At 74.0% G+C, this 20,300-nt stretch carries 14 protein-coding genes; 12 read left to right on the forward strand and 2 right to left on the reverse strand.

From position 1 onward, the window contains the following. The first annotated feature begins 34 nt into the window (after window positions 1–34). Window positions 35–490 (forward strand): hypothetical protein, encoded by a 456-nt coding sequence (locus ACIQPQ_RS36320; RefSeq protein ID WP_383774104.1) that lies wholly within the window; start codon window positions 35–37, stop codon window positions 488–490. A 401-nt stretch (window positions 491–891) separates the two neighbouring features. Here ACIQPQ_RS36320 and ACIQPQ_RS36325 read toward each other — a convergent pair whose 3' ends face one another. Continuing rightward, the gene (locus ACIQPQ_RS36325) at window positions 892–2,514 is read right to left on the reverse strand and encodes a PucR family transcriptional regulator (protein ID WP_401312896.1); all 1,623 of its coding nucleotides are present in this window, start codon (window positions 2,512–2,514) and stop codon (window positions 892–894) included. 223 nt (window positions 2,515–2,737) lie between these two features. Continuing rightward, a complete protein-coding gene (locus tag ACIQPQ_RS36330) occupies window positions 2,738–4,855 on the reverse strand; it encodes an ATP/GTP-binding protein (protein ID WP_401312899.1) in 2,118 nt (705 codons plus the stop codon). Window positions 4,856–4,934: 79 nt separating this feature from the next. On the opposite strand from ACIQPQ_RS36330, the gene ACIQPQ_RS36335 reads away from it, so the two are divergent. From ACIQPQ_RS36335 to ACIQPQ_RS36385, 11 genes are all read left to right on the forward strand, one after another. Then, window positions 4,935–5,249, forward strand: coding sequence for a hypothetical protein (locus tag ACIQPQ_RS36335; protein WP_401312902.1), 315 nt, complete (start codon window positions 4,935–4,937; stop codon window positions 5,247–5,249). Between the two features lie 321 nt (window positions 5,250–5,570). After that, window positions 5,571–6,905 carry a 4-aminobutyrate--2-oxoglutarate transaminase gene (gabT, locus tag ACIQPQ_RS36340; protein ID WP_401312904.1) on the forward strand — a complete coding sequence of 445 codons (1,335 nt, stop codon included), beginning with the start codon at window positions 5,571–5,573 and terminating at the stop codon, window positions 6,903–6,905. A 559-nt stretch (window positions 6,906–7,464) separates the two neighbouring features. Next, a complete protein-coding gene (locus ACIQPQ_RS36345; protein WP_401312907.1) occupies window positions 7,465–8,118 on the forward strand; it encodes a phosphatase PAP2 family protein in 654 nt (217 codons plus the stop codon). 222 nt (window positions 8,119–8,340) lie between these two features. After that, the gene (locus ACIQPQ_RS36350; RefSeq protein WP_401312910.1) at window positions 8,341–9,786 is read left to right on the forward strand and encodes an aldehyde dehydrogenase family protein; all 1,446 of its coding nucleotides are present in this window, start codon (window positions 8,341–8,343) and stop codon (window positions 9,784–9,786) included. A gap of 409 nt (window positions 9,787–10,195) precedes the next feature. After that, a complete protein-coding gene (locus ACIQPQ_RS36355; RefSeq protein WP_401312913.1) occupies window positions 10,196–12,130 on the forward strand; it encodes an acyl-CoA dehydrogenase family protein in 1,935 nt (644 codons plus the stop codon). 167 nt (window positions 12,131–12,297) lie between these two features. Continuing rightward, the gene (gene dxr, locus ACIQPQ_RS36360) at window positions 12,298–13,554 is read left to right on the forward strand and encodes a 1-deoxy-D-xylulose-5-phosphate reductoisomerase (RefSeq protein ID WP_401312916.1); all 1,257 of its coding nucleotides are present in this window, start codon (window positions 12,298–12,300) and stop codon (window positions 13,552–13,554) included. A gap of 8 nt (window positions 13,555–13,562) precedes the next feature. Next, window positions 13,563–14,855 (forward strand): M50 family metallopeptidase, encoded by a 1,293-nt coding sequence (locus tag ACIQPQ_RS36365; RefSeq protein WP_401312933.1) that lies wholly within the window; start codon window positions 13,563–13,565, stop codon window positions 14,853–14,855. A gap of 171 nt (window positions 14,856–15,026) precedes the next feature. Continuing rightward, on the forward strand, window positions 15,027–16,184 hold the full coding sequence (gene ispG, locus ACIQPQ_RS36370; protein WP_401312919.1) for a flavodoxin-dependent (E)-4-hydroxy-3-methylbut-2-enyl-diphosphate synthase: 1,158 nt from the start codon (window positions 15,027–15,029) through the stop codon (window positions 16,182–16,184). 595 nt (window positions 16,185–16,779) lie between these two features. Further along, the gene (locus ACIQPQ_RS36375) at window positions 16,780–17,628 is read left to right on the forward strand and encodes a GNAT family N-acetyltransferase (protein ID WP_401312922.1); all 849 of its coding nucleotides are present in this window, start codon (window positions 16,780–16,782) and stop codon (window positions 17,626–17,628) included. A gap of 98 nt (window positions 17,629–17,726) precedes the next feature. Continuing rightward, on the forward strand, window positions 17,727–18,260 hold the full coding sequence (locus tag ACIQPQ_RS36380) for a GNAT family N-acetyltransferase (RefSeq protein ID WP_401312925.1): 534 nt from the start codon (window positions 17,727–17,729) through the stop codon (window positions 18,258–18,260). 120 nt (window positions 18,261–18,380) lie between these two features. After that, window positions 18,381–20,081 (forward strand): proline--tRNA ligase, encoded by a 1,701-nt coding sequence (locus tag ACIQPQ_RS36385; protein ID WP_401312927.1) that lies wholly within the window; start codon window positions 18,381–18,383, stop codon window positions 20,079–20,081. The last annotated feature ends 219 nt before the right edge of the window (window positions 20,082–20,300 follow it).

The following is a 20,300-nucleotide window of genomic DNA, read 5'->3' on the forward strand; positions in this document are numbered from 1 at the left end:
ACCACGGCACGGAGAGTGAACTGGAGGTCTTCTCATGACTGGGGCGAAGACGGCCGTCGAGTGGCTGGCATCCGTCGCACCGGACCCCGAGGCCTGCCGCTGGGAATGGGAGCGCAACCCGCACGGGGTGACGCTCCTGCCCGCGGGCAGGTCCTGGGACGTACTGATCCTGCCGGGCGAGCTGGGCTATCCCACGCTCGACGTCCTCACCCGCATCCTCGACCGGCCCGGACCCGTCCTGGCCGACTTCGGGGACAACCGGATGGGCTTCCTCGTGCCGCCCGGCACGGCCGCCCGCTGGGTCGGCACCGGCATCCGCACGGCGGGCACCGGCACCTGGATCGTCGTGCCCTACCCCGGCCGCGCCACCGGCGGCGTCCGCTGGCTGGTCCCGCCGGACGGCTCGGGCACCCTCACCGACCCGGCCCTCCTCGAACTGGCGATGCACGAGGCGGCGGCGGGTCCGCCGACCGGGGGAGGCGACGCCTGAACCCACCCGGAACGTCACCCCGGCCGCCGACCAGGCCGGACCGGACCCACCCGCCTCCGCGTCCCCCGAAACCGGGGAGGCCGAAGGGTCCGAACCGAGGCAGAGGGCCCGACCCGAAGGGCCTGGCCTGAGGCGTCTGACCTGAGGGGTCTGACCCGAAGACTCGGCCCGAAGCGGTGACCGGACCCGAGCACACCCGACCTGAACCGACCGGACCCTGTTCCGTCGGACCCGTCACGTCGGCCGCCCGTGCGGCCGACGCGGTCCGTCCGGACCCCCGGGGGCCGCCCGGCCCGCCGTGTCCCCCACGGCCCGCCGCCGCCCCCACGACCCTGTGTCGCCCACGGCCCGCCGTCTCCCGCCACCCGGTGCGGGTGGGCGGGTGCCACGCCGCTGCTCAACTACTCCGCCGACGTCGCCTTCAGCGCCAGCCACAGCTCCATGCGGACGTCCGGATCGTCCAGGGAACGGCCCAGGATCTCCTCCACGCGGCGCATCCGGTAGCGCAGGGTGTGGCGGTGCACGCCGAGATCGGCCGCCGCCGCGTCCCACTGGCCGTGCCGGGAGAGCCACGCCCGCAGCGACGCCACCAGGTCCCCGCGGCCCGTCGCGTCGTGCTCGCGCAGCGCCCGCAGCAGACCGTCCGCGAACGCCTTCACCGCGTCGTCCGCCAGCAGCGGCAGCACCGAGCCCGCCGCCAGCTGCCCGTGCTCCACCAGGACCCGGCCCCGCCGCCGCGCCACCGACAGCGACTGCTCGGCCTGCTTGTACGCGGCCCCCGCGCCCATCGGCCCCGCCGGGGCGGACAGCCCGACGACCAGCTCACCGTCCCCGCCCTCCCCGTCGCCCCCGGCCGCACGCGCGCCCTCCAGCGCCGTCGCGAACCGCGCGCAGGCCGCAGCCGCCGCGCCGTCGTCCGCCGCCAGCGCCACCAGCCGCCCGCCCCCGGGCACCACCAGCACCGCCTCCCCGGACCGCGCCGCCGCCGACTCCACGGCCTCCGCGAGGTCGGCGAGCGCGCCCGCCGGTTCCCCGGCCGGGTCCGTGGCCGGACGCGCGCGGGCTGGGGAGGGCGCCGCCTCGGCGACGATCACCCGGAACGGCGCGTCCAGCAGCCCGCCGTACAGGTCACCGGCGACCGCGCGCGCGTGGTCCGGTTCGCCCGCCAGCAGCATGCGCAGCACCGCCGCCCCGATCCGCTGCTCGGCCGCCCGCAGCGAACGGGACCGCTCGGTGGTCAGGGTCAGCAGGGCGATCGCCGAGTGGACGGCGTACCGCTCGGCCGTGCCGAGGGCCGCCGCCGTGCCGACCGCGAGCGCCGCACGGGGCAGCCGCCCGGTGCCGAGGGAGTGCAGTTCGACCCGGTCGTCGTGCTCGCCGCCCTCCGGGCCGCCGACCACCGCCGAGGCGGGCGCCGCCCGGTCCCGCAGCCGCTCCACGTCCGCCGTGAACCGGGCCGCCCGCCGCCCCGCCCACTCCGGCGCCGCCGCGACGACCGCGCCCGACGCGTCGTACAGCGCGGCCCAGCCGTCGACCTGGGAGGCGAGCGAGGCGAGCAGGCCCTCGGGCCCGGCCGTCAGGGTCTGCCGGGTCAGCTCCCGCTGGGCGGCGAACCCGGCCGTCACCGACCGGTACTGATCGGCCGCGATCGCCGCCGACACGGCCTTGCTGATCGCCAGGAACGGCGTCCGGCGCGGCACCTCCAGCAGCGGCAGCCCCGCCGCCTCCGCCGCGTCCACCAGGGCCTGCGGGATCTCCTCGTAGTTGACGCCGACCGCGAAACCGAGCCCCACCACCCCGGCCCCGGCCAGGCGCTTCACGTAGCGCCGCATCGCCTCGGGGTCCTCCGCGTCCAGCTTCAACGCGGTGATCAGCAGCAGCTCCCCGCCCTCCATGTACGGCACCGGGTCGGCCAGCTCGCTGACGTGCGCCCAGCGCACGGGCACGTCCAGCCGGTCGCCGCCCGCCCGCACGGTCAGCTTCAACGCCGAGTGGTGGACGAGCGAGGCGAGGGTGGGCGGCATGGGGCCTTCGGACCTTCGGGATCGGCGGGGTGATCTACGGGGGTGATCAACGGGTTGATCTACGGGTTGATCTCCATAGGTCTATCTCCATGGGTCTATCTACGCGTTGATCTTTTGGCCGCGACGTATGAAGGGCCGGTGCCGATTCTGCCTCACTGGAGGGGTGCCGCGCGTGCCGAGTCCGCCCGCCGGACGGTCGGCCGGGGCCGGGGGCGGGGGCGCGTCAGCCGCGCAGGTCCACCAGCAGCGGGGGCGCGTGCTCGCCGTCGACGGTCGTCAGGGACAGCACCGCGTGGCCGGGCGGCACTTCGTGCGCCAGCCGGGACGCCGACCACCGCTCCCGCTCCACCTGCCGCACGGTCACCGCGTCCGTGGTGACCGCCTTGCCGGTGACCAGCTTGCGCAGCGCGTGCAGCGCCCGCGTCATCGGCTGGTCGGCGAAGACGGTGTGCTTGGCGACCTCGGTGGTCTCCACCCACTCGGTGCCCCAGGTCTGCGCGAACCGGCCGCCGTCCCAGGTGGTGACCCCGGCGAACGCCATCCGGCAGCCGACGGCCCCGAAGAGCGGCCCGTGCAGCGACTCCGGTACGTCCCCGACCGTCCGCAGCGACAGCAGCACGCCCGCGTTGCGCGCCCGCAGCCGCTGGACGCGGCGTACGGAGTCGGGGGTGACCGCGCCCGTCGCGTCGTCCAGCACCAGCCCGGCGAAGTGGTCGCGGCGGCCCGCGCCCACCACGGCGTGGAACTGGGCGAGGACGAGCCGGGTGATCAGCCGCCCGGCCTCCTCGTGACCGCGCTCGGGCAGGTCGATCCGCACCCGCAGCGGGTGATGGGCGATCGCGCGCAGGGAGAACGCCCGGTGCGCGCCGCCGCCCGCACCCGTCGCCCCGCTGCCGAGGAACCCGGCGAACACCGGCCGGTTCAGCAGGGCGAGCCGGTCGGCGAGGGCCCGTCCGGGGTCCCCGGGGGCGCCGGTCTGCCGGGTGCGCGCCTCCAGCTCACGGCGCATCACCTCGTCGTCCGCGACAGCCGTCCGCAGCACCGCCAGCGCACCCGGCTCGCCCTCCAGCAGCTCACGCAGCACCGGCAGCGGCGGGAACACGCCGTACGCCGCCCGGTACGGGCCGAGGAGCTGGGCGAGGGCCGTGGCGGCGGCCTGCCCGTTCACCGTGTCGAGATCGCCGGCCAGCGCCTCCGCGAGGATCGCGGCGGCCTCGTCGGGATCGTCGGACCCGGCGTAGGGGTCGAGGTCGTGCGCGGACGACCGGTCCCCGAGGCGGACGATCACGTCGTACGCGGCGTCGGGACCGAGCGGACCGCCCGGCGCCGACACCGCGACCAGCGCGCATCCGCCCGTCAGGGCCTGGAGCGACAGCGCCTCCGCGACGGGCTCCGCGAGCAGCCGGGTCTTGCCCGACCCGGACGGCCCGACCGCCAGCAGCGAGGTGCCCAGCGCCTCCGGCCCGAGCGCGGCCCCCGCGTCGTGGTAGGCGAGCGGGGTCCGGTCCCCGGCGACCCAGCGCCCGACCCGCACCTGCCGGGTCAGCAGGTCGTGCCGCGCGGCCCGCCGGGGCAGGTCGCGCGCGCCGGACGGGTGGGTCCAGGCGGCCCCGCCCTCCCGCAGCACGGTCTCCCGGAAGTCCGCACGGCGGGCCGCCCAGGCGCGGGTGACACGCGCGCAGTCCACGTCGTTCATCCGCCCGGCCCCGGCCTCGGCGGTCAGCACGTCGGCCGCCTCGTCCTGCCCCGCGTCCCGCAGCTCCGGCCACTGCGCCCGCGGCCGCACCACGGCGGCGGGCACCCCGGGCACGGCGACCGCCCGCCGCGCCGCGAGCCGCTCCTTCAGGTAGGGCCACCAGTCACCGAGGAGGGCGAAGGGCCAGAGGACGAGGAGGGTGATGGCGGTGTAGAGGAGATCCGCGTACGTCTGAGAAGGGATGCCGCCGAAGACCAGGGCAGTCAACGCCAGCAGCGGGCGCGCAACTGGCAGGGGGTCCCAGCCCACCAGGGGAAACGCGTCGGGGAACACGAAGCTCAGGGTCAGCAGGGCGGCGATGAGGGCGATCAGAGCACGTCCAGGCTGCGGACGTCGGCCGACAAAGTGGTGTACGGCCTGAGCCCAGCCTCCCAGTCGGGCCATGGTGTACACGAGGAGCGCGAAGAAGACACCGTCATAGACGATGCGTGCCCTGATTCCCTCGCCGGTCTTCGGTGTGGCCACGGTGCCGCCCCACCACCAGTCCTCCGGCGTGAACAGCCGCAGCGGCGCGAACTGGTACGGCACCCCGCCGCGCCGCCACAGCGACCACAGGACGAGCGCCACGACCAGCGGGATCAGCATGCCGACGATCGTCACGGGCGCGAGTCGCTCGCTCGGGCGGGCGGGCTTCGGCGGCCGGTAGCCGTACCGCCAGATCCCGGTGCGCGCCTCCGGACGCGCCTCGTCCAACCAGGCGGCCACGGCCGAGGTGGGCCCCGACGAGGTGGGCGCCGCCGAGGTGGGCGCCGTGTCCACGGGGCCGGACGCGGGCGGACCCGAGGGCTGTGGCGGCACCGGGGGAGCGCCCGCGGGCCTCGGCGGCGGCGCGGCCCCGGCGGCGGGCGGCGGCACGGTCCCGTACCCCGGCGGGGGCATCGCGGGCGGCCCCGGTGGTGTCGCCGGGCGCGGCACGGGGTCCGCGTGTGTGCCCCGCGCGTCCTGGGTCCCGTCGCTGTCCATCGCCCTTGCCCCCTGACCAGCCGCTCCGTCCACCATCGCCGGGTCAATCTAACGCCCCCGCAAGGGGAGTTCACCGCTTACGCGCCCGGCGCCGCGCCGACCCGGCGACCCGCGCCCCTGTCCACGGCGGACAAAGCGCGGCGGCGACACCGCCCACATGGAGCATGCCCGCCCCTGCTTCACCGCCCTAGCCTGCGGGAAAAGAGGTAAGCGTCCGAAAACGGACCCCGCGCGGCAGGACGGGCCGCCCCGCATCCCGGAGCACCCCGTCCCCGCGGCCCGCCCCCAGGCCCAGCACGCCCGTACGCCCGGTACGCAAGATCATCAGGGAGCCCCCATGACCGCACTTCCGCAGGAGCGCCGCGTCGTCACCGCCATCCCCGGCCCGAAGTCGCAGGAGCTGCAGGCCCGCCGCCTCGCCGCGGTGGCGCAGGGCGTGGGCTCCGTGCTGCCGGTCTTCACGGCGCGCGCGGGCGGCGGCATCATCGAGGACGTCGACGGCAACCGCCTGATCGACTTCGGCTCCGGCATCGCGGTGACCTCCGTCGGCGCCTCCGCCGAGGCCGTCGTACGCCGGGCCTCCGCCCAGCTCGCCGACTTCACCCACACCTGTTTCATGGTCACCCCGTACGAGGGCTACGTCGAGGTCGCCGAGGCCCTCGCCGAGCTGACGCCGGGTGACCACGCCAAGAAGTCCGCGCTCTTCAACAGCGGCGCCGAGGCCGTCGAGAACGCCGTCAAGATCGCCCGCGCGTACACCAAGCGCCAGGCGGTCGTCGTCTTCGACCACGGCTACCACGGCCGCACCAACCTGACGATGGCGCTGACCTCGAAGAACATGCCGTACAAGAACGGCTTCGGCCCGTTCGCGCCCGAGGTGTACCGCGTCCCCGTCGCCTACGGCTACCGCTGGCCGACCGGCGCCGAGAACGCCGGTCCCGAGGCCGCCGCGCAGGCCATCGACCAGATCTCCAAGCAGGTCGGCGCCGACAACGTGGCCGCGATCATCATCGAGCCGGTGCTCGGCGAGGGCGGCTTCATCGAGCCCGCCCGCGGCTTCCTGCCCGCGATCCGCCAGTTCGCCGCCGACCACGGCATCGTCTTCGTCGCCGACGAGATCCAGTCCGGTTTCTGCCGCACCGGCCAGTGGTTCGCCTGCGAGGACGAGGGCATCGTCCCCGACCTGATCACCACCGCCAAGGGCATCGCGGGCGGGCTGCCGCTCGCCGCCGTCACCGGCCGCGCCGAGATCATGGACGCCGCCCACGCGGGCGGCCTCGGCGGCACCTACGGCGGCAACCCGGTCGCCTGCGCCGGTGCGCTCGGCTCCATCGAGACGATGAAGGAGCTGGACCTCAACGCGCGCGCCAAGAGCATCGAGGCCGTCATGAAGGCCCGGCTCTCCGCGATGGCCGAGAAGTTCGACATCATCGGCGACATCCGGGGCCGCGGCGCGATGATCGCCATCGAGCTGGTCAAGGACCGCGCCACCAAGGAGCCGAACCCGGAGGCCACCGCCGCACTCGCCAAGGCCTGCCACCAGGAGGGCCTGCTGGTCCTGACCTGTGGCACCTACGGCAACGTCCTCCGCTTCCTGCCCCCGCTGGTCATCGGCGAGGACCTTCTCAACGAGGGCCTGGACATCATCGAGCAGGCCTTCACGGGCGTCTGACGGACGGTCCGCGGCGGGGGCCGCCGGACGCGGCGGAGAGGCCCGCCGTACCCGGCAGAACAGACCCGCCGTACCCATCTGAGCAGGCGTTTCCCGCATCTGAGCGGGCCGCGGCCGTCCGGCCCGGGAGCCACGGACTCCCGGGCCGGGCAGAGCGTGTGAAGAAGGTGTGCGGGGTGGATGGCGGGTGGGGATTCCGTCTGTCGCCCCGCCCCGCACTGCCGTAGGTTCTCTCCAGATGAGAGATACACCCCGCCCGCAGGCGACTGCGGGCTGACCGGGTCGGGGCCTCCCCAGTTCCGCCCTGGTCGTGCCTCGCGCACACACCGGAGCTCTGTCACGGATCTCCTCGATCGGACGGTCGCCCGCCCCAAACCCCCCGGGGCGCGCGGCGTTCCGATCCGGACGGCCATCCCGGAACCACCCCCCCTGTTCCGGGATGGCCGACCCATTTCCCGGACTGGCCCATTTCCCGAGCCGGCCCGTCGGCCGCCCCTCGCGCGCATCGCGCCCCTCGCCCCCGTCCGGACCCGGCGCCGCTCCTGAGAAGCTGGAGCCGATGTCCACCACCTCCGAGACCCCGGCGCCGCCGACCGCCCGCCCCGGCCGACTCGCCCCCCTCCTGGCCCCGCCGCTCCTGCTCCTGCTGGCCCTGTCCACCTGGCAGGTCCTCGCGGACGGCCCCCTCCTGCGCGCCGACGCCCGCCTCAGCCGGGCCCTGGTCCACCCCGACCGCCTCTCCGAGCTGCTCTCCGACCTCGGCAACGTCCAGGTCGCCGTGCCCGTCCTGGTCCTGGCCGCCGCCTACGCCGCCCTGCGCGCCCGTGCGACCGGCACCGCCCGTTGGTGGCTGCCCCCGGCCGCCGCGCTCGCCATGATGGCCCTCGTACCGCTGATCGTCGTCCCCCTCAAGGTGTGGACCGACCGGCCCGGCACCCCCGCGGTCCCGCCCGCCACCGGCTACTTCCCCTCCGGCCACACCGCCACCGCGACGGTCGCCTACGGTGCCGCGGTCCTCCTGCTCCTGCGCCTGCTCACCGCCCCGGCCGCCCGCCGCACCGCCGTCATCACCGCCGTCGTCCTCGTCGCGGCCGTGTCGTACGGCCTCGTGCGCCGCGGCTACCACTGGCCGCTCGACGTGGCCGCGAGCTGGTGCCTGGGCGGACTGCTCCTCACCGCCCTGTGGCTCCTCCTCCGCCGCGCCGACCGCTGACCGCCGATCACCGACTGCGTGCCGCCGGCCGCCGACCGCTGACCGGCGGTCCCGGAGCCGGACGCCCTCGCCCCCGCTCCCGACCGACCGCGCCAATCCGGCGCACCCCCACCCCCCACCCGTACGGCGCGGACAAACACCGCCGTGGCGTGCCCCGCCTACCGTGGACCCGAACAGCCAGCCATCAGCACACCTCCCACGCGGAAGGGCCGGGACCCGACTATGACTTCCACCCACGCCTTCTGGCTCGCCGGCCGCCAGGTCACCGGCGAGGACAGTTTCGACGTCACCTCCCCGTGGGACGGCCGGCTCGTCGGCCGGGTCTCCGTCCCCTCGGACGCGCAGGTCGAGGAGGCCGTGGCCGCCGCGTACGCCGTACGGGACGCGTTCGCCGCCACCCCCGCCCACGTCCGCGCCACCGCGCTGGACCACGTCAGCAAGCGGCTCGCCGAGCGCACCGAGGAGATCGCCCAGCTGATCTCCGCCGAGAACGGCAAGCCCATCAAGTGGGCGCGCGGCGAGGTCGGCCGGGCCGTGTCCGTGTTCCGGTTCGCCGCCGAGGAGGCCCGCCGGTTCAACGGCGGCGAGGCCCAGCGCCTCGACACCGACGCGGGCGGCCAGGGGCGCCTCGCCCTCACCCGGCGCTTCCCGAAGGGCGTCGTCCTCGGCATCGCACCGTTCAACTTCCCGCTGAACCTCTGCGCGCACAAGGTCGCCCCGGCGATCGCCGCGGGCGCCCCCATCATCCTCAAGCCCGCCCCCGCCACCCCGCTCTCCGGCCTGATCCTGGGCGAACTGCTCGCCGAGACCGAGCTGCCCGCCGGGTCCTGGAGCGTCCTGCCGGTCGCCAACGACCGGATGCCCGCCCTGGTCCAGGACGAGCGGCTGCCGGTCATCTCCTTCACCGGGTCCGAGAAGGTCGGCTACGCGATCATGGACTCGGTGCCGCGCAAGCACTGCACCCTGGAGCTGGGCGGCAACGGCGCGGCCGTGGTCCTCGGGGACTACGCCTCCGACGCCGACCTCGACTGGGCCGCGCAGCGCATCGCCACCTTCTCCAACTACCAGGGCGGCCAGTCCTGCATCTCGGTGCAGCGGGTCATCGTCGACGCGCCGGTGTACGACCGGCTGCTGCCGCGCATCGTCGCCGCCGTCGAGGCCCAGGTCACCGGCGACCCCGCCGACGACAAGACCGACGTCGGCCCGCTGGTCAGCGAGGACGCCGCGCGGCGCGTCGCGTCCTGGGTCGACGAGGCCGTCGCGGCGGGCGCCACCCTCCTCACCGGCGGCGAGCGCGACGGCGCCTCCTACGCGCCGACCGTCCTCACCGACGTCCCCGAGACCGCCACGCTCTCCTGCGAGGAGGTCTTCGGGCCGGTCCTGACCGTGCGCCGGGTGGACGGGGAGGCCGAGGCCTTCGCCGCCGTCAACGACTCCAAGTACGGGCTCCAGGCGGGCGTCTTCACCCACGACCTCCAGGCCGCCTTCCGCGCCCACCGCGCGCTGGAGGTCGGCGGCGTCGTCATCGGCGACGTGCCCTCCTACCGCGCGGACCAGATGCCGTACGGCGGCGCCAAGCAGTCCGGCGTCGGCCGCGAGGGCGTCCGGTTCGCGATGGAGGACTACACCTACGAGCGCGTGCTGGTCCTCACCGGCCTCGCCCTCTGATCGACCCGGTTCCCCGAAGGGGCCCGCCACCGACCTGGACCTCGGTGCCGGGCCCCTTCGCCGTACCCCGGCGGGCCCGTTTCCCGTACCCGCCGGGTCCGCTCCCTGTACTCGCCAGGGCCCCTTGGCCGTACCGCCCCACGCCACCCGACCGGCGCAACGTGCCTCCGGTACGCGCACCCGGGCCCCGGCCCCCGGCCCCGGCCGTCCGCCCGCCGGGCCGGGCCGTCCGGCGGGCGTGCGCGGGCCGCGTGAGGGGTGGTGGGTCCGTCCCGGATCGGGTACGAACGATCGGGTACGACCCGTTGGTGACCTGTCGGTGACCCGTCGGTCGTCCTGGGGCCCACGGGGTCCCCGTCAGGTACATGGTCCCGATGCGCGGACGCCGGTCCGCGGCGAGGTGAGCCTCATGTCCGCCCCACCCCTCAAGAAGCCCGTCGTCACCGAACGCGAGGCCCGCCAGGTCGCCGAGGCCGCGCGGGACCAGGAGTGGCGCAAGCCCAGCTTCGCCAAGGAGCTGTTCCTCGGCCGCTTCCGCCTCGACCTCATCCACCCGCACCCCGTCCCCACCGACGAGGCCGTGCGGCGCGGCGAGCAGTTCCTCACCAAGCTCCGCGCGTTCTGCGAGACGCACGTCGACGGCGCCCGCATCGAACGCGAGGCCCGCGTCCCCGACGAGGTCGTCACCGGACTCAAGGAACTCGGCGCCCTCGGCATGAAGATCGACCCGCAGTACGGCGGCCTCGGCCTCACCCAGGTGTACTACAACAAGGCGCTGGCCCTCGTCGGCTCCGCCAGCCCCGCCGTCGGCGTCCTGCTCTCCGCGCACCAGTCGATCGGCGCGCCCCAGCCGCTGAAGCTGTTCGGCACGCCCGAGCAGAAGCAGGAGTTCCTGCCGCGCTGCGCCCGCACCGACATCAGCGCGTTCCTCCTCACCGAACCGGACGTCGGTTCCGACCCGGCCCGCCTCGCCACGACCGCCGTCCCCGACGGCGACGACTACCTCCTCGACGGCGTGAAGCTGTGGACGACCAACGGCGTCGTCGCCGATCTGCTCGTCGTCACCGCCCGCGTCCCCAGGAGCGAGGGCCACCCCGGCGGCATCACCGCTTTCCTCGTGGAGAGCGGCACGCCCGGCGTCACCGTCGAGAACCGCAACGCCTTCATGGGCCTGCGCGGCATCGAGAACGGCGTCACCCGCTTCCACCAGGTGCGCGTCCCCGCCGCCCACCGCATCGGCGCCGAGGGCCAGGGTCTCAAGATCGCGCTGACCACCCTCAACACCGGGCGGCTCTCGCTGCCCGCGTCCTGCGTGGCGGCCGGGAAGTGGTGTCTGAAGATCGCCCGCGAGTGGTCCGCCGCCCGCGAGCAGTGGGGCAAGCCCCTCGCGCGGCACGAGGCGGTCGGCGCGAAGATCTCGTACATCGCGGCCACCACGTTCGCCCTGGAGGCCGTCCTCGACCTGTCCTCGCAGATGGCCGACGAGGACCGCAACGACATCCGCATCGAGGGCGCCCTCGCCAAGCTCATCGCCTCCGAGGCGGGCTGGCGGATGGCCGACGAACTCGTCCAGATCCGCGGCGGACGCGGCTTCGAGACCGCCGACTCCCTCGCCGCCCGCGGCGAACGCGCCGTCCCCGCCGAGCGGTTGCTGCGCGACCTGCGCATCAACCGCATCTTCGAGGGCTCCACCGAGATCATGCACCTGCTGATCGCGCGCGAGGCCGTCGACGCCCACCTCTCCGTCGCGGGCGACCTCATCGACCCCGACTCCTCCCTCCAGGACAAGGCGCGCGCGGGCGCCCACGCCGGTGCCTTCTACGCCAGGTGGCTGCCGAAGCTGGTCGCCGGACCGGGCCAGCTGCCCACCTCGTACGCCGAGTTCAAGCACGAGGTCGACCTCTCGGCGCACCTGCGGTTCGTGGAACGCACCGCCCGCAAGCTGGCCCGCTCGACCTTCTACGGCATGTCCCGCTGGCAGGGCCGGATGGAGACCAAGCAGGGCTTCCTCGGCCGGATCGTCGACATCGGCGCGGAGCTGTTCGCGATGAGCGCCGCCTGTGTCCGCGCCGAGCTGCTGCGCTCGCGCGGCGAACACGGCCGCGCGGCCTACCAGCTCGCCGACGCCTACTGCCACCAGGCCCGCCTGCGCGTGGAGGACCTCTTCACCCGCCTGTGGTCCAACACCGACGACCTCGACCGCAAGGTCGTCCAGGGCGTCATGGCCGGTACGTACACGTGGCTGGAGGACGGCGTCATCGACCCGTCGGGCGACGGCCCGTGGATCGCCGACACCACCCCCGGCCCGTCCGCCCGCGAGAACGTCCACCGCCGGATCGGGTGACCCGCCCGCCCCGCCACCGGGACCCTCCGGTTCCCCCGCGCCCCGCCCCTCGCGGGCGGCCGCGGGGGAGTTCCGGGGGAGCCGCGGGGGAGCCCGTGGGGGACTCCCCGGGGACCGGGAGGGGACACCGTGCCCGCCCGCGCACCCGATGAGGCAAGAATGGGTCCATGAGCGACAGTCCAGCCCCACTCGCCGACCCGCACCTCGTCTACGACCCCGTGGCGGGCGACGGCCCCAAGGACGTGGTGGTCCTCGGGTCCACCGGGTCGATCGGCACCCAGGCCGTCGACCTCGTGCTGCGCAACCCGGACCGCTTCCGGGTGACCGCCCTGTCCGCCCACGGAGGCCGGGTCGCCCTCCTCGCCGAGCAGGCCCACCGCCTGCGGGTCCGGACCGTCGGGGTCGCCCGCGAGGACGTCGTGCCCGCCCTGCGCGAGGCGCTCGCCGCCGCGTACGGCGCGGGGGAGCCGCTGCCCGAGATCGTCGCCGGGCCCGACGCGGCCACCCAGCTCGCCGCCTCCGACGCGCACACCGTCCTGAACGGCGTCACCGGCTCGATCGGCCTCGCGCCCACCCTCGCCGCCCTGGAGGCGGGCCGCACGCTGGCGCTCGCCAACAAGGAGTCGCTCATCGTCGGCGGCCCCCTGGTGAAGGCGCTCGCCAAGCCCGGCCAGATCATCCCGGTCGACTCCGAGCACGCCGCCCTCTTCCAGGCCCTCGCGGCCGGCACCCGCGCCGACGTCCGCAAGCTGGTCGTCACCGCCTCCGGCGGCCCCTTCCGCGGCCGCACCAGGGAACAGCTCGCCGGGGTCACCGTCGAGGAGGCCCTCGCCCACCCCACCTGGGCGATGGGCCCGGTCATCACGATCAACTCCGCGACCCTCGTCAACAAGGGCCTGGAGGTGATCGAGGCCCACCTCCTCTACGACATCCCGTTCTCCCGCATCGAGGTCGTCGTCCACCCCCAGTCGTACGTCCACTCGATGGTCGAGTTCACCGACGGTTCGACGCTCGCCCAGGCGACGCCCCCGGACATGCGCGGCCCGATCGCGATCGGCCTCGGCTGGCCGCAGCGCGTGCCCGACGCGGCGCCCGCCTTCGACTGGACCAAAGCGTCGACGTGGGAGTTCCTCCCGCTCGACAACGACGCGTTCCCGTCGGTCAACCTCGCCCGGCACGTCGGTCAGCTCGCGGGCACCGCCCCGGCGGTGTTCAATGCCGCCAACGAGGAGTGCGTGGAAGCCTTCCGGGCGGGCGCGCTGCCGTTCAACGGGATCATGGAGACCGTCACCCGGGTCGTCGAGGAACACGGCACCCCGGACACGGGAACTTCCCTGACCGTGCCGGACGTCCTCGAAGCGGAGACCTGGGCCCGCGCCCGGGCCCGGGAACTGGCGGCACAGACGGCGGAGGCCCGTGCATGACGACCCTGATGTTCATCCTCGGCATAGTGGTCTTCGCCTTCGGCCTGCTCGTGTCGATCGCGTGGCACGAGCTGGGGCACCTCTCCACCGCCAAGCTCTTCGGCATCCGGGTCCCGCAGTACATGGTCGGTTTCGGCCCCACCCTCTGGTCCCGCCACAAGGGCGAGACCGAGTACGGCGTCAAGGCGATCCCGTTCGGCGGCTACATCCGCATGATCGGCATGTTCCCGCCCGGCGACGACGGACGGGTCACCGTGCGCTCCACCTCGCCGTGGCGCGGCATGATCGAGGACGCCCGCTCCGCCGCCTTCGAGGAGCTGAAACCCGGCGACGAGTCGCGGATGTTCTACACGCGCAAGCCGTGGAAACGGGTCATCGTGATGTTCGCGGGCCCGTTCATGAACCTGATCCTCGCGGTCGTGCTCTTCCTCACCGTGCTGATGGGCTTCGGCATCCAGCAGCAGACCACCTCGGTGGCGTCCGTCTCGCCCTGCGTCATCGCGCAGAGCGAGAACCGCGACACCTGCGCCAAGTCCGACCCCGCCTCCCCGGCGGCCGCCGCGGGCATCGAGAAGGGCGACCGGATCGTCTCCTTCGACGGCCGCCGCACCGAGGACTGGGACACCCTCTCCGACCTCATCCGGGTCAGCGCCGGGCAGACCGTCCCCATCGTCGTCGAGCGCGACGGCCGCGAGGTCACCCTCAAGGCCACCATCGCCACCAACATGGTCGCCAAGAAGGACGGCAACGGCAGCTACGTCCAGGGCAAGTACGTCGAGGCCGGGTTCCTCGGCTTCAGCGCCGCCACCGGCGTCGTCAAGCAGGACTTCGGCGAGTCCGTCAGCTGGATGACCGACCGCGTCGGTGACGCCGTCGACTCCCTCGCCGCCCTGCCCTCCAAGGTCCCCGCCCTGTGGGACGCGGCCTTCGGCGACGGCCCGCGCGAACCCGACTCCCCGATGGGCGTCGTCGGCGCCGCCCGCGTCGGCGGCGAGATCGCCACCCTCGACATCCCGGCCTCCCAGCAGCTCGCCATGTTCGTGATGCTGCTCGCGGGTTTCAACCTCTCCCTGTTCCTGTTCAACATGCTCCCGCTGCTGCCCCTCGACGGCGGCCACATCGCGGGCGCCCTCTGGGAGGCGCTGCGCCGCAACACCGCCAAGGTCCTGCGCCGCCCCGACCCCGGCCCGTTCGACGTCGCGAAGCTGATGCCGGTCGCCTACGTCGTCGCGGGCATCTTCATCTGCTTCACCGTCCTCGTCCTGATCGCGGACGTCGTCAACCCCGTCAAAATCTCCTAGCCACACGGGGTTCACGGGCGGCCGGAACCCTACGGGGGTCCGGCCGCCCCCTCGTGCGGTGGGTTTACGTGCGGGATGTGCCCGCCGCCGTGCCGGTGCCGTAATCTCGAAGGCCGGGGCCCGCTGCTCACGGGACCGGACCTTGATCCACGACTTGGGGTTGCACAGCAGATGACTGCGATTTCTCTCGGCATGCCGTCCGTTCCGACCAAGCTGGCCGAACGCCGCAAGAGCCGGCAGATCCAGGTCGGTTCCGTGGCGGTCGGCGGCGACGCCCCGGTGTCGGTGCAGTCGATGACGACGACCCGTACGTCGGACATCGGCGCCACCCTCCAGCAGATCGCGGAACTGACCGCGTCCGGCTGCCAGATCGTGCGCGTCGCCTGCCCCACGCAGGACGACGCCGACGCGCTCTCCGTGATCGCCCGCAAGTCGCAGATCCCGGTCATCGCGGACATCCACTTCCAGCCGAAGTACGTGTTCGCCGCGATCGAGGCGGGCTGCGCGGCCGTCCGCGTCAATCCGGGCAACATCAAGCAGTTCGACGACAAGGTCAAGGAGATCGCGAAGGCGGCCCTCGACCACGGCACCCCGATCCGCATCGGCGTCAACGCGGGCTCCCTCGACCGCCGCCTGCTCCAGAAGTACGGCAAGGCCACCCCCGAGGCGCTGGTGGAGTCGGCGCTGTGGGAGGCGTCCCTCTTCGAGGAGCACGGCTTCCGCGACATCAAGATCTCCGTCAAGCACAACGACCCCGTCGTCATGGTCAACGCCTACCGCCAGCTCGCCGCGGCCTGCGACTACCCCCTGCACCTCGGCGTCACCGAGGCCGGTCCCGCCTTCCAGGGCACCATCAAGTCGGCCGTCGCCTTCGGCGCGCTGCTCTCCGAGGGCATCGGCGACACCATCCGCGTCTCCCTCTCGGCCCCGCCCTCCGAGGAGGTCAAGGTGGGCCTCCAGATCCTGGAGTCCCTCAACCTCAAGCAGCGCGGCCTGGAGATCGTCTCCTGCCCCTCCTGCGGCCGGGCCCAGGTCGACGTCTACAAGCTCGCCGAAGAGGTCACCGCGGGTCTCACCGGCATGGAGGTCCCCCTCCGCGTCGCCGTCATGGGCTGCGTCGTCAACGGCCCCGGCGAGGCCCGCGAGGCCGACCTCGGCGTCGCCTCCGGCAACGGCAAGGGCCAGATCTTCGTCAAGGGCGAGGTCATCAAGACCGTCCCCGAGTCCAAGATCGTCGAGACCCTCATCGAAGAAGCCATGAAGCTCGCCGAACAGATGGAAGCCGACGGCATCGCCTCCGGCGAACCGTCGGTGTCGGTCGCGGGCTGACCCCGCACCCAGCCGGTCGAGCTTCCCAGCCCACCCCGCAGATCGAGCTTCTCGGCTCGTCCGCCCGGCCCGTACGGCTTGCCGAGCCTTTTCGACAGGCCAGGCCTCGACCCACCAGCCCGTCCGGCGTTTGAGGACGAGGCCCTTTCAGGGCCGACAGCGGGGGCGCGGGGGCGGCAGCCCCCGCACCACCGACCCACGACCCACGGTCAGCCGCCCACAAGCCCGCCCAGCCCGTCCGGCGCTTGAGGACAAGGCCCGTCCAGGGCCGACAGCGGGGGCGTGGGGGGGCCCCCCCCCCCCCCCCCCCCCCCCCCCGGCCGGCCCCCCCCCCCCCCCCCCCCCCCCCCCCCCCGGGCCCGCGGCCCCCCCCCCCCCCCCCCCACCCCCCACCCCCCCCCCCCGGGCCCCCCCCCCCCCCCCCCCCCCCCCCGCCGGGCGCGGGCGCCCAAGGCCCGTCCAGGGCCGACAGCGGGGGGGTGGGGGGCACCGCCCCCCACACCTCCAGCCCAGACGGACGGCACCGTCCAGCCCCCCCCAGCCCCCGGCAGGTACAGTGCGGAGACCAGGCAGACCCCACTGTGAGGCCCCGTACGTGCTGACGCAGACCACCTCCCGGGTCCTCGACCCGAGCGACCTGGACGCCGCCCTCGCCGTCCTCGGCCGCGAACCCGTGGCCAACGCCTTCGTGACCTCGCGCGTCCAGGTCGCGGGCCTCGACCCGTGGCGCCTCGGCGGCGAGATGTGGGGCTGGTACGAGGACGGCATGCTCACGTCCCTCTGCTACGCGGGCGCCAACCTCGTCCCCATCTGCGCCACCCCCCGCGCGGTCCGCGCGTTCGCCGACCGCGCCCGCCGGGCAGGCCGCCGCTGCTCCTCCGTGGTCGGCCCCGCCGAGGCCACCGCCCAGCTGTGGCGCCTGCTGGAACCGCACTGGGGCCCCGCCCGGGACGTCCGCGCCCACCAGCCGCTGATGGTCACCGACCGCATGCCCGCCGACATCGCCCCCGATCCGTACGTCCGCCGCATCCGCAAGGACGAGATGGAGACGATCATGCCCGCGTGCGTGGCGATGTTCACCGAGGAGGTCGGCGTCTCCCCGATGGCGGGCGACGGCGGCCTCCTCTACCAGGCCCGCGTCGCCGAACTCGTCGGCTCCGGCCGCTCCTTCGCCCGCCTCGACGAGCGCGGCAAGGTCGTCTTCAAGGCCGAGATCGGCGCCGCCACCCCCCAGGCCTGCCAGATCCAGGGCGTCTGGGTCGCCCCCGAGTACCGCGGGCAGGGCTTCGCCGCCCCCGGCATGGCCGCCGTCCTGCGCTACGCCCTCGCCGACGTCGCCCCCGTCGTGAGCCTCTACGTCAACGACTTCAACACCGCCGCCCGCCGCACGTACCGCCGCGTCGGCTTCCAGGAGGTCGGCGCCTTCATGAGCGTCCTCTTCTGACCCCCTCCCCGGCCCGCCCCGCCACGGCCCGCGGCAGGCCCCCGCTGAAGTGCGCTCTTCCTGCCGGACACACACCGCACCCCCTGTAGGCTCCGGCCATGGACCTCGTCATCGGCCCCCTGGACCTCTCCGCCCGCGTGGACGAGGCCCTCGCGGTCCAGGCCCTCGCCTTCGGACTGGGCGCCGACGAGGTCGCCGTACGCCGCCAGATCGTCCTGCGTCACATGACGAGCCCCGGCGCCCGCGCCCTCGGCGCCACCACCCCCGACGGCCGCCTCGCCGGATTCGTGTACGGCATGCCCAACGACCGCGCCCACTGGTGGTCCACCGTCGTCGAGCCCTACCTGCGCGCCCTCGGCAACGACGGCTGGCTCGACGACTCCTTCGTCATCACCGAACTCCACGTCCACCCCGCCCACCAGAACCAGGGCGCTGGCCGGGCCCTCATCACCACGCTCACCGACGCCGCCGACCAGCCCCGCTCGATCCTTTCCGCCATCGACACCGACAGCCCGGCCCGTGCCCTCTACCACGCCCTCGGCTACCAGGACCTCGCCCGCCGCGTCCTCTTCCCCAGCGCGCCCCGCCCGTACGCCGTGATGGGCGCCCCGCTGCCGCTGCGCCGCCGCTGAAACGGATTTCCGGCGACCCCCGCCTCCCGGCTAACCTCCTAGCCATCACCTCTCCCCGCCCGGCCGCGCACCCGCGGCGACCGGACCGGTGAGAACCCCATCGGCAGGAGTACGAGAACCATGGCGAACGCACCGGTCCAGCGCATGTCCCAGTTGATGGCGAAGACCCTGCGCGACGACCCGGCCGACGCGGAGGTCCTCAGCCACAAGCTCCTCGTCCGCGCCGGATACGTCCGCCGCACCGCCGCCGGCATCTGGAGCTGGCTGCCCCTCGGCAAGAAGGTCCTCGCCAACGTCGAGCGCGTCGTCCGCGAGGAGATGGACGCCATCGGCGCCCAGGAGGTGCTGCTCCCCGCCCTCCTGCCGAAGGAGCCCTACGACGCCACCGGCCGCTGGGACGAGTACGGCCCCGAACTGTTCCGCCTCCACGACCGCCGCGGCGGCGACTACCTCCTCGGCCCCACCCACGAGGAGATCTTCACGCTGATCGTGAAGGACCAGGCGTCCTCCTACAAGGACCTGCCGGTCATCCTCTACCAGATCCAGACCAAGTTCCGTGACGAGGCCCGCCCCCGCGCCGGCATCCTGCGCGGCCGCGAGTTCCTGATGAAGGACTCCTACTCCTTCGACACCGAGGACGAGGGCCTCGCCCAGTCGTACGCCCTGCACCGGCAGGCCTACCAGAAGGTGTTCGAGCGCCTCGGCCTCGACTACCGCATCTGCGCCGCCACCGCGGGCGCCATGGGCGGCTCCAAGTCCGAGGAGTTCCTCGCCCCCGCCGAGGCCGGCGAGGACACCTTCGCGGACTGCCCCAACTGCGACTTCGCCGCGAACACCGAGGCGATCACGTACGAGCTGAAGCCCGTCGACGGTTCGGCCGTGCCCGCCGCCGAGGAGATCCCCACCCCGGACACCCCGACCATCGAGACCCTCGCCGCCTCCCTCGGCGTGCCCGCCTCCGCCACGCTGAAGAACCTGCTGGTGAAGGTCGACGGCGAGATCGTCGCCGTCGGCGTCCCCGGCGACCGCGAGGTCGACCTCGGCAAGGTCGAGGCCCACTTCGCCCCCGCCGCCGTCGAACTCGTCACCGCCGAGGACTTCACCGGCCGCCCCGACCTCGTCCGCGGCTACGTCGGCCCGCAGGGCCTCGACAAGGTGACCTACCTCGCCGACCCGCGCGTCGCCCCCGGCACCGCCTGGATCACCGGCGCCAACAAGGAGCACACGCACGCGAAGAACGTCGTCGCGGGCCGTGACTTCCAGGTCGACGCGTACGTCGACGTCGTGGTCGTCGAGGAGGGCGACCCCTGCCCGAAGTGCGGCACCGGCCTCAAGCTGGACCGCGCCATCGAGATCGGCCACATCTTCCAGCTCGGCCGCAAGTACGCGGACGCGCTCAAGCTCGACGTCCTCGGCCAGAACGGCAAGCCGGTCCGCGTCACCATGGGCTCCTACGGCATCGGCGTCTCCCGCGCGGTCGCGGCGCTCGCCGAGCAGACCGCCGACGACAAGGGGCTGTGCTGGCCCGCCGAGGTCGCCCCGGCCGACGTGCACGTCGTCGCGGCGGGCAAGGCGCTCCAGACCGAGCTGGCGCTGGACGTCTCCGAGCAGTTGCGCGCTGCGGGGCTGCGGGTGCTGGTGGACGACCGGGCCGGGGTGTCGCCCGGCGTCAAGTTCACCGACTCCGAGCTGATCGGCGTCCCGAAGATCCTCGTCGCCGGGCGCCGCGCCGCGGAGGGCGTCCTCGAACTGAAGGACCGCCGCACGGGCGACCGCCAGGAACTGACCATCGCCGAGGCAGTCGCCGCCCTCAGCGCGTAGGTCTCCCGCAACACCGGGGGCGTGAGGGCACCGCGCGCGGTTCCCCGCGCCCCTTGAGGCCGGCCCCGGCCAGGTCGCCTACGACGCGAGGGCGTCACCCGCCCGTGCGCGGTTCCCCGCGCCCCTAGGTTCTGTCGTCAAATGTCACGCCCACATCAGGAGTGAGGCGAGGGCGACAGCTGCGTGGTAGGACTCGGCGGTCTTGTCGTAGCGGGTGGC

The organism is Streptomyces sp. NPDC091281, assembly GCF_044757425.1.
Classification (GTDB): Bacteria; Actinomycetota; Actinomycetes; order Streptomycetales; family Streptomycetaceae; genus Streptomyces.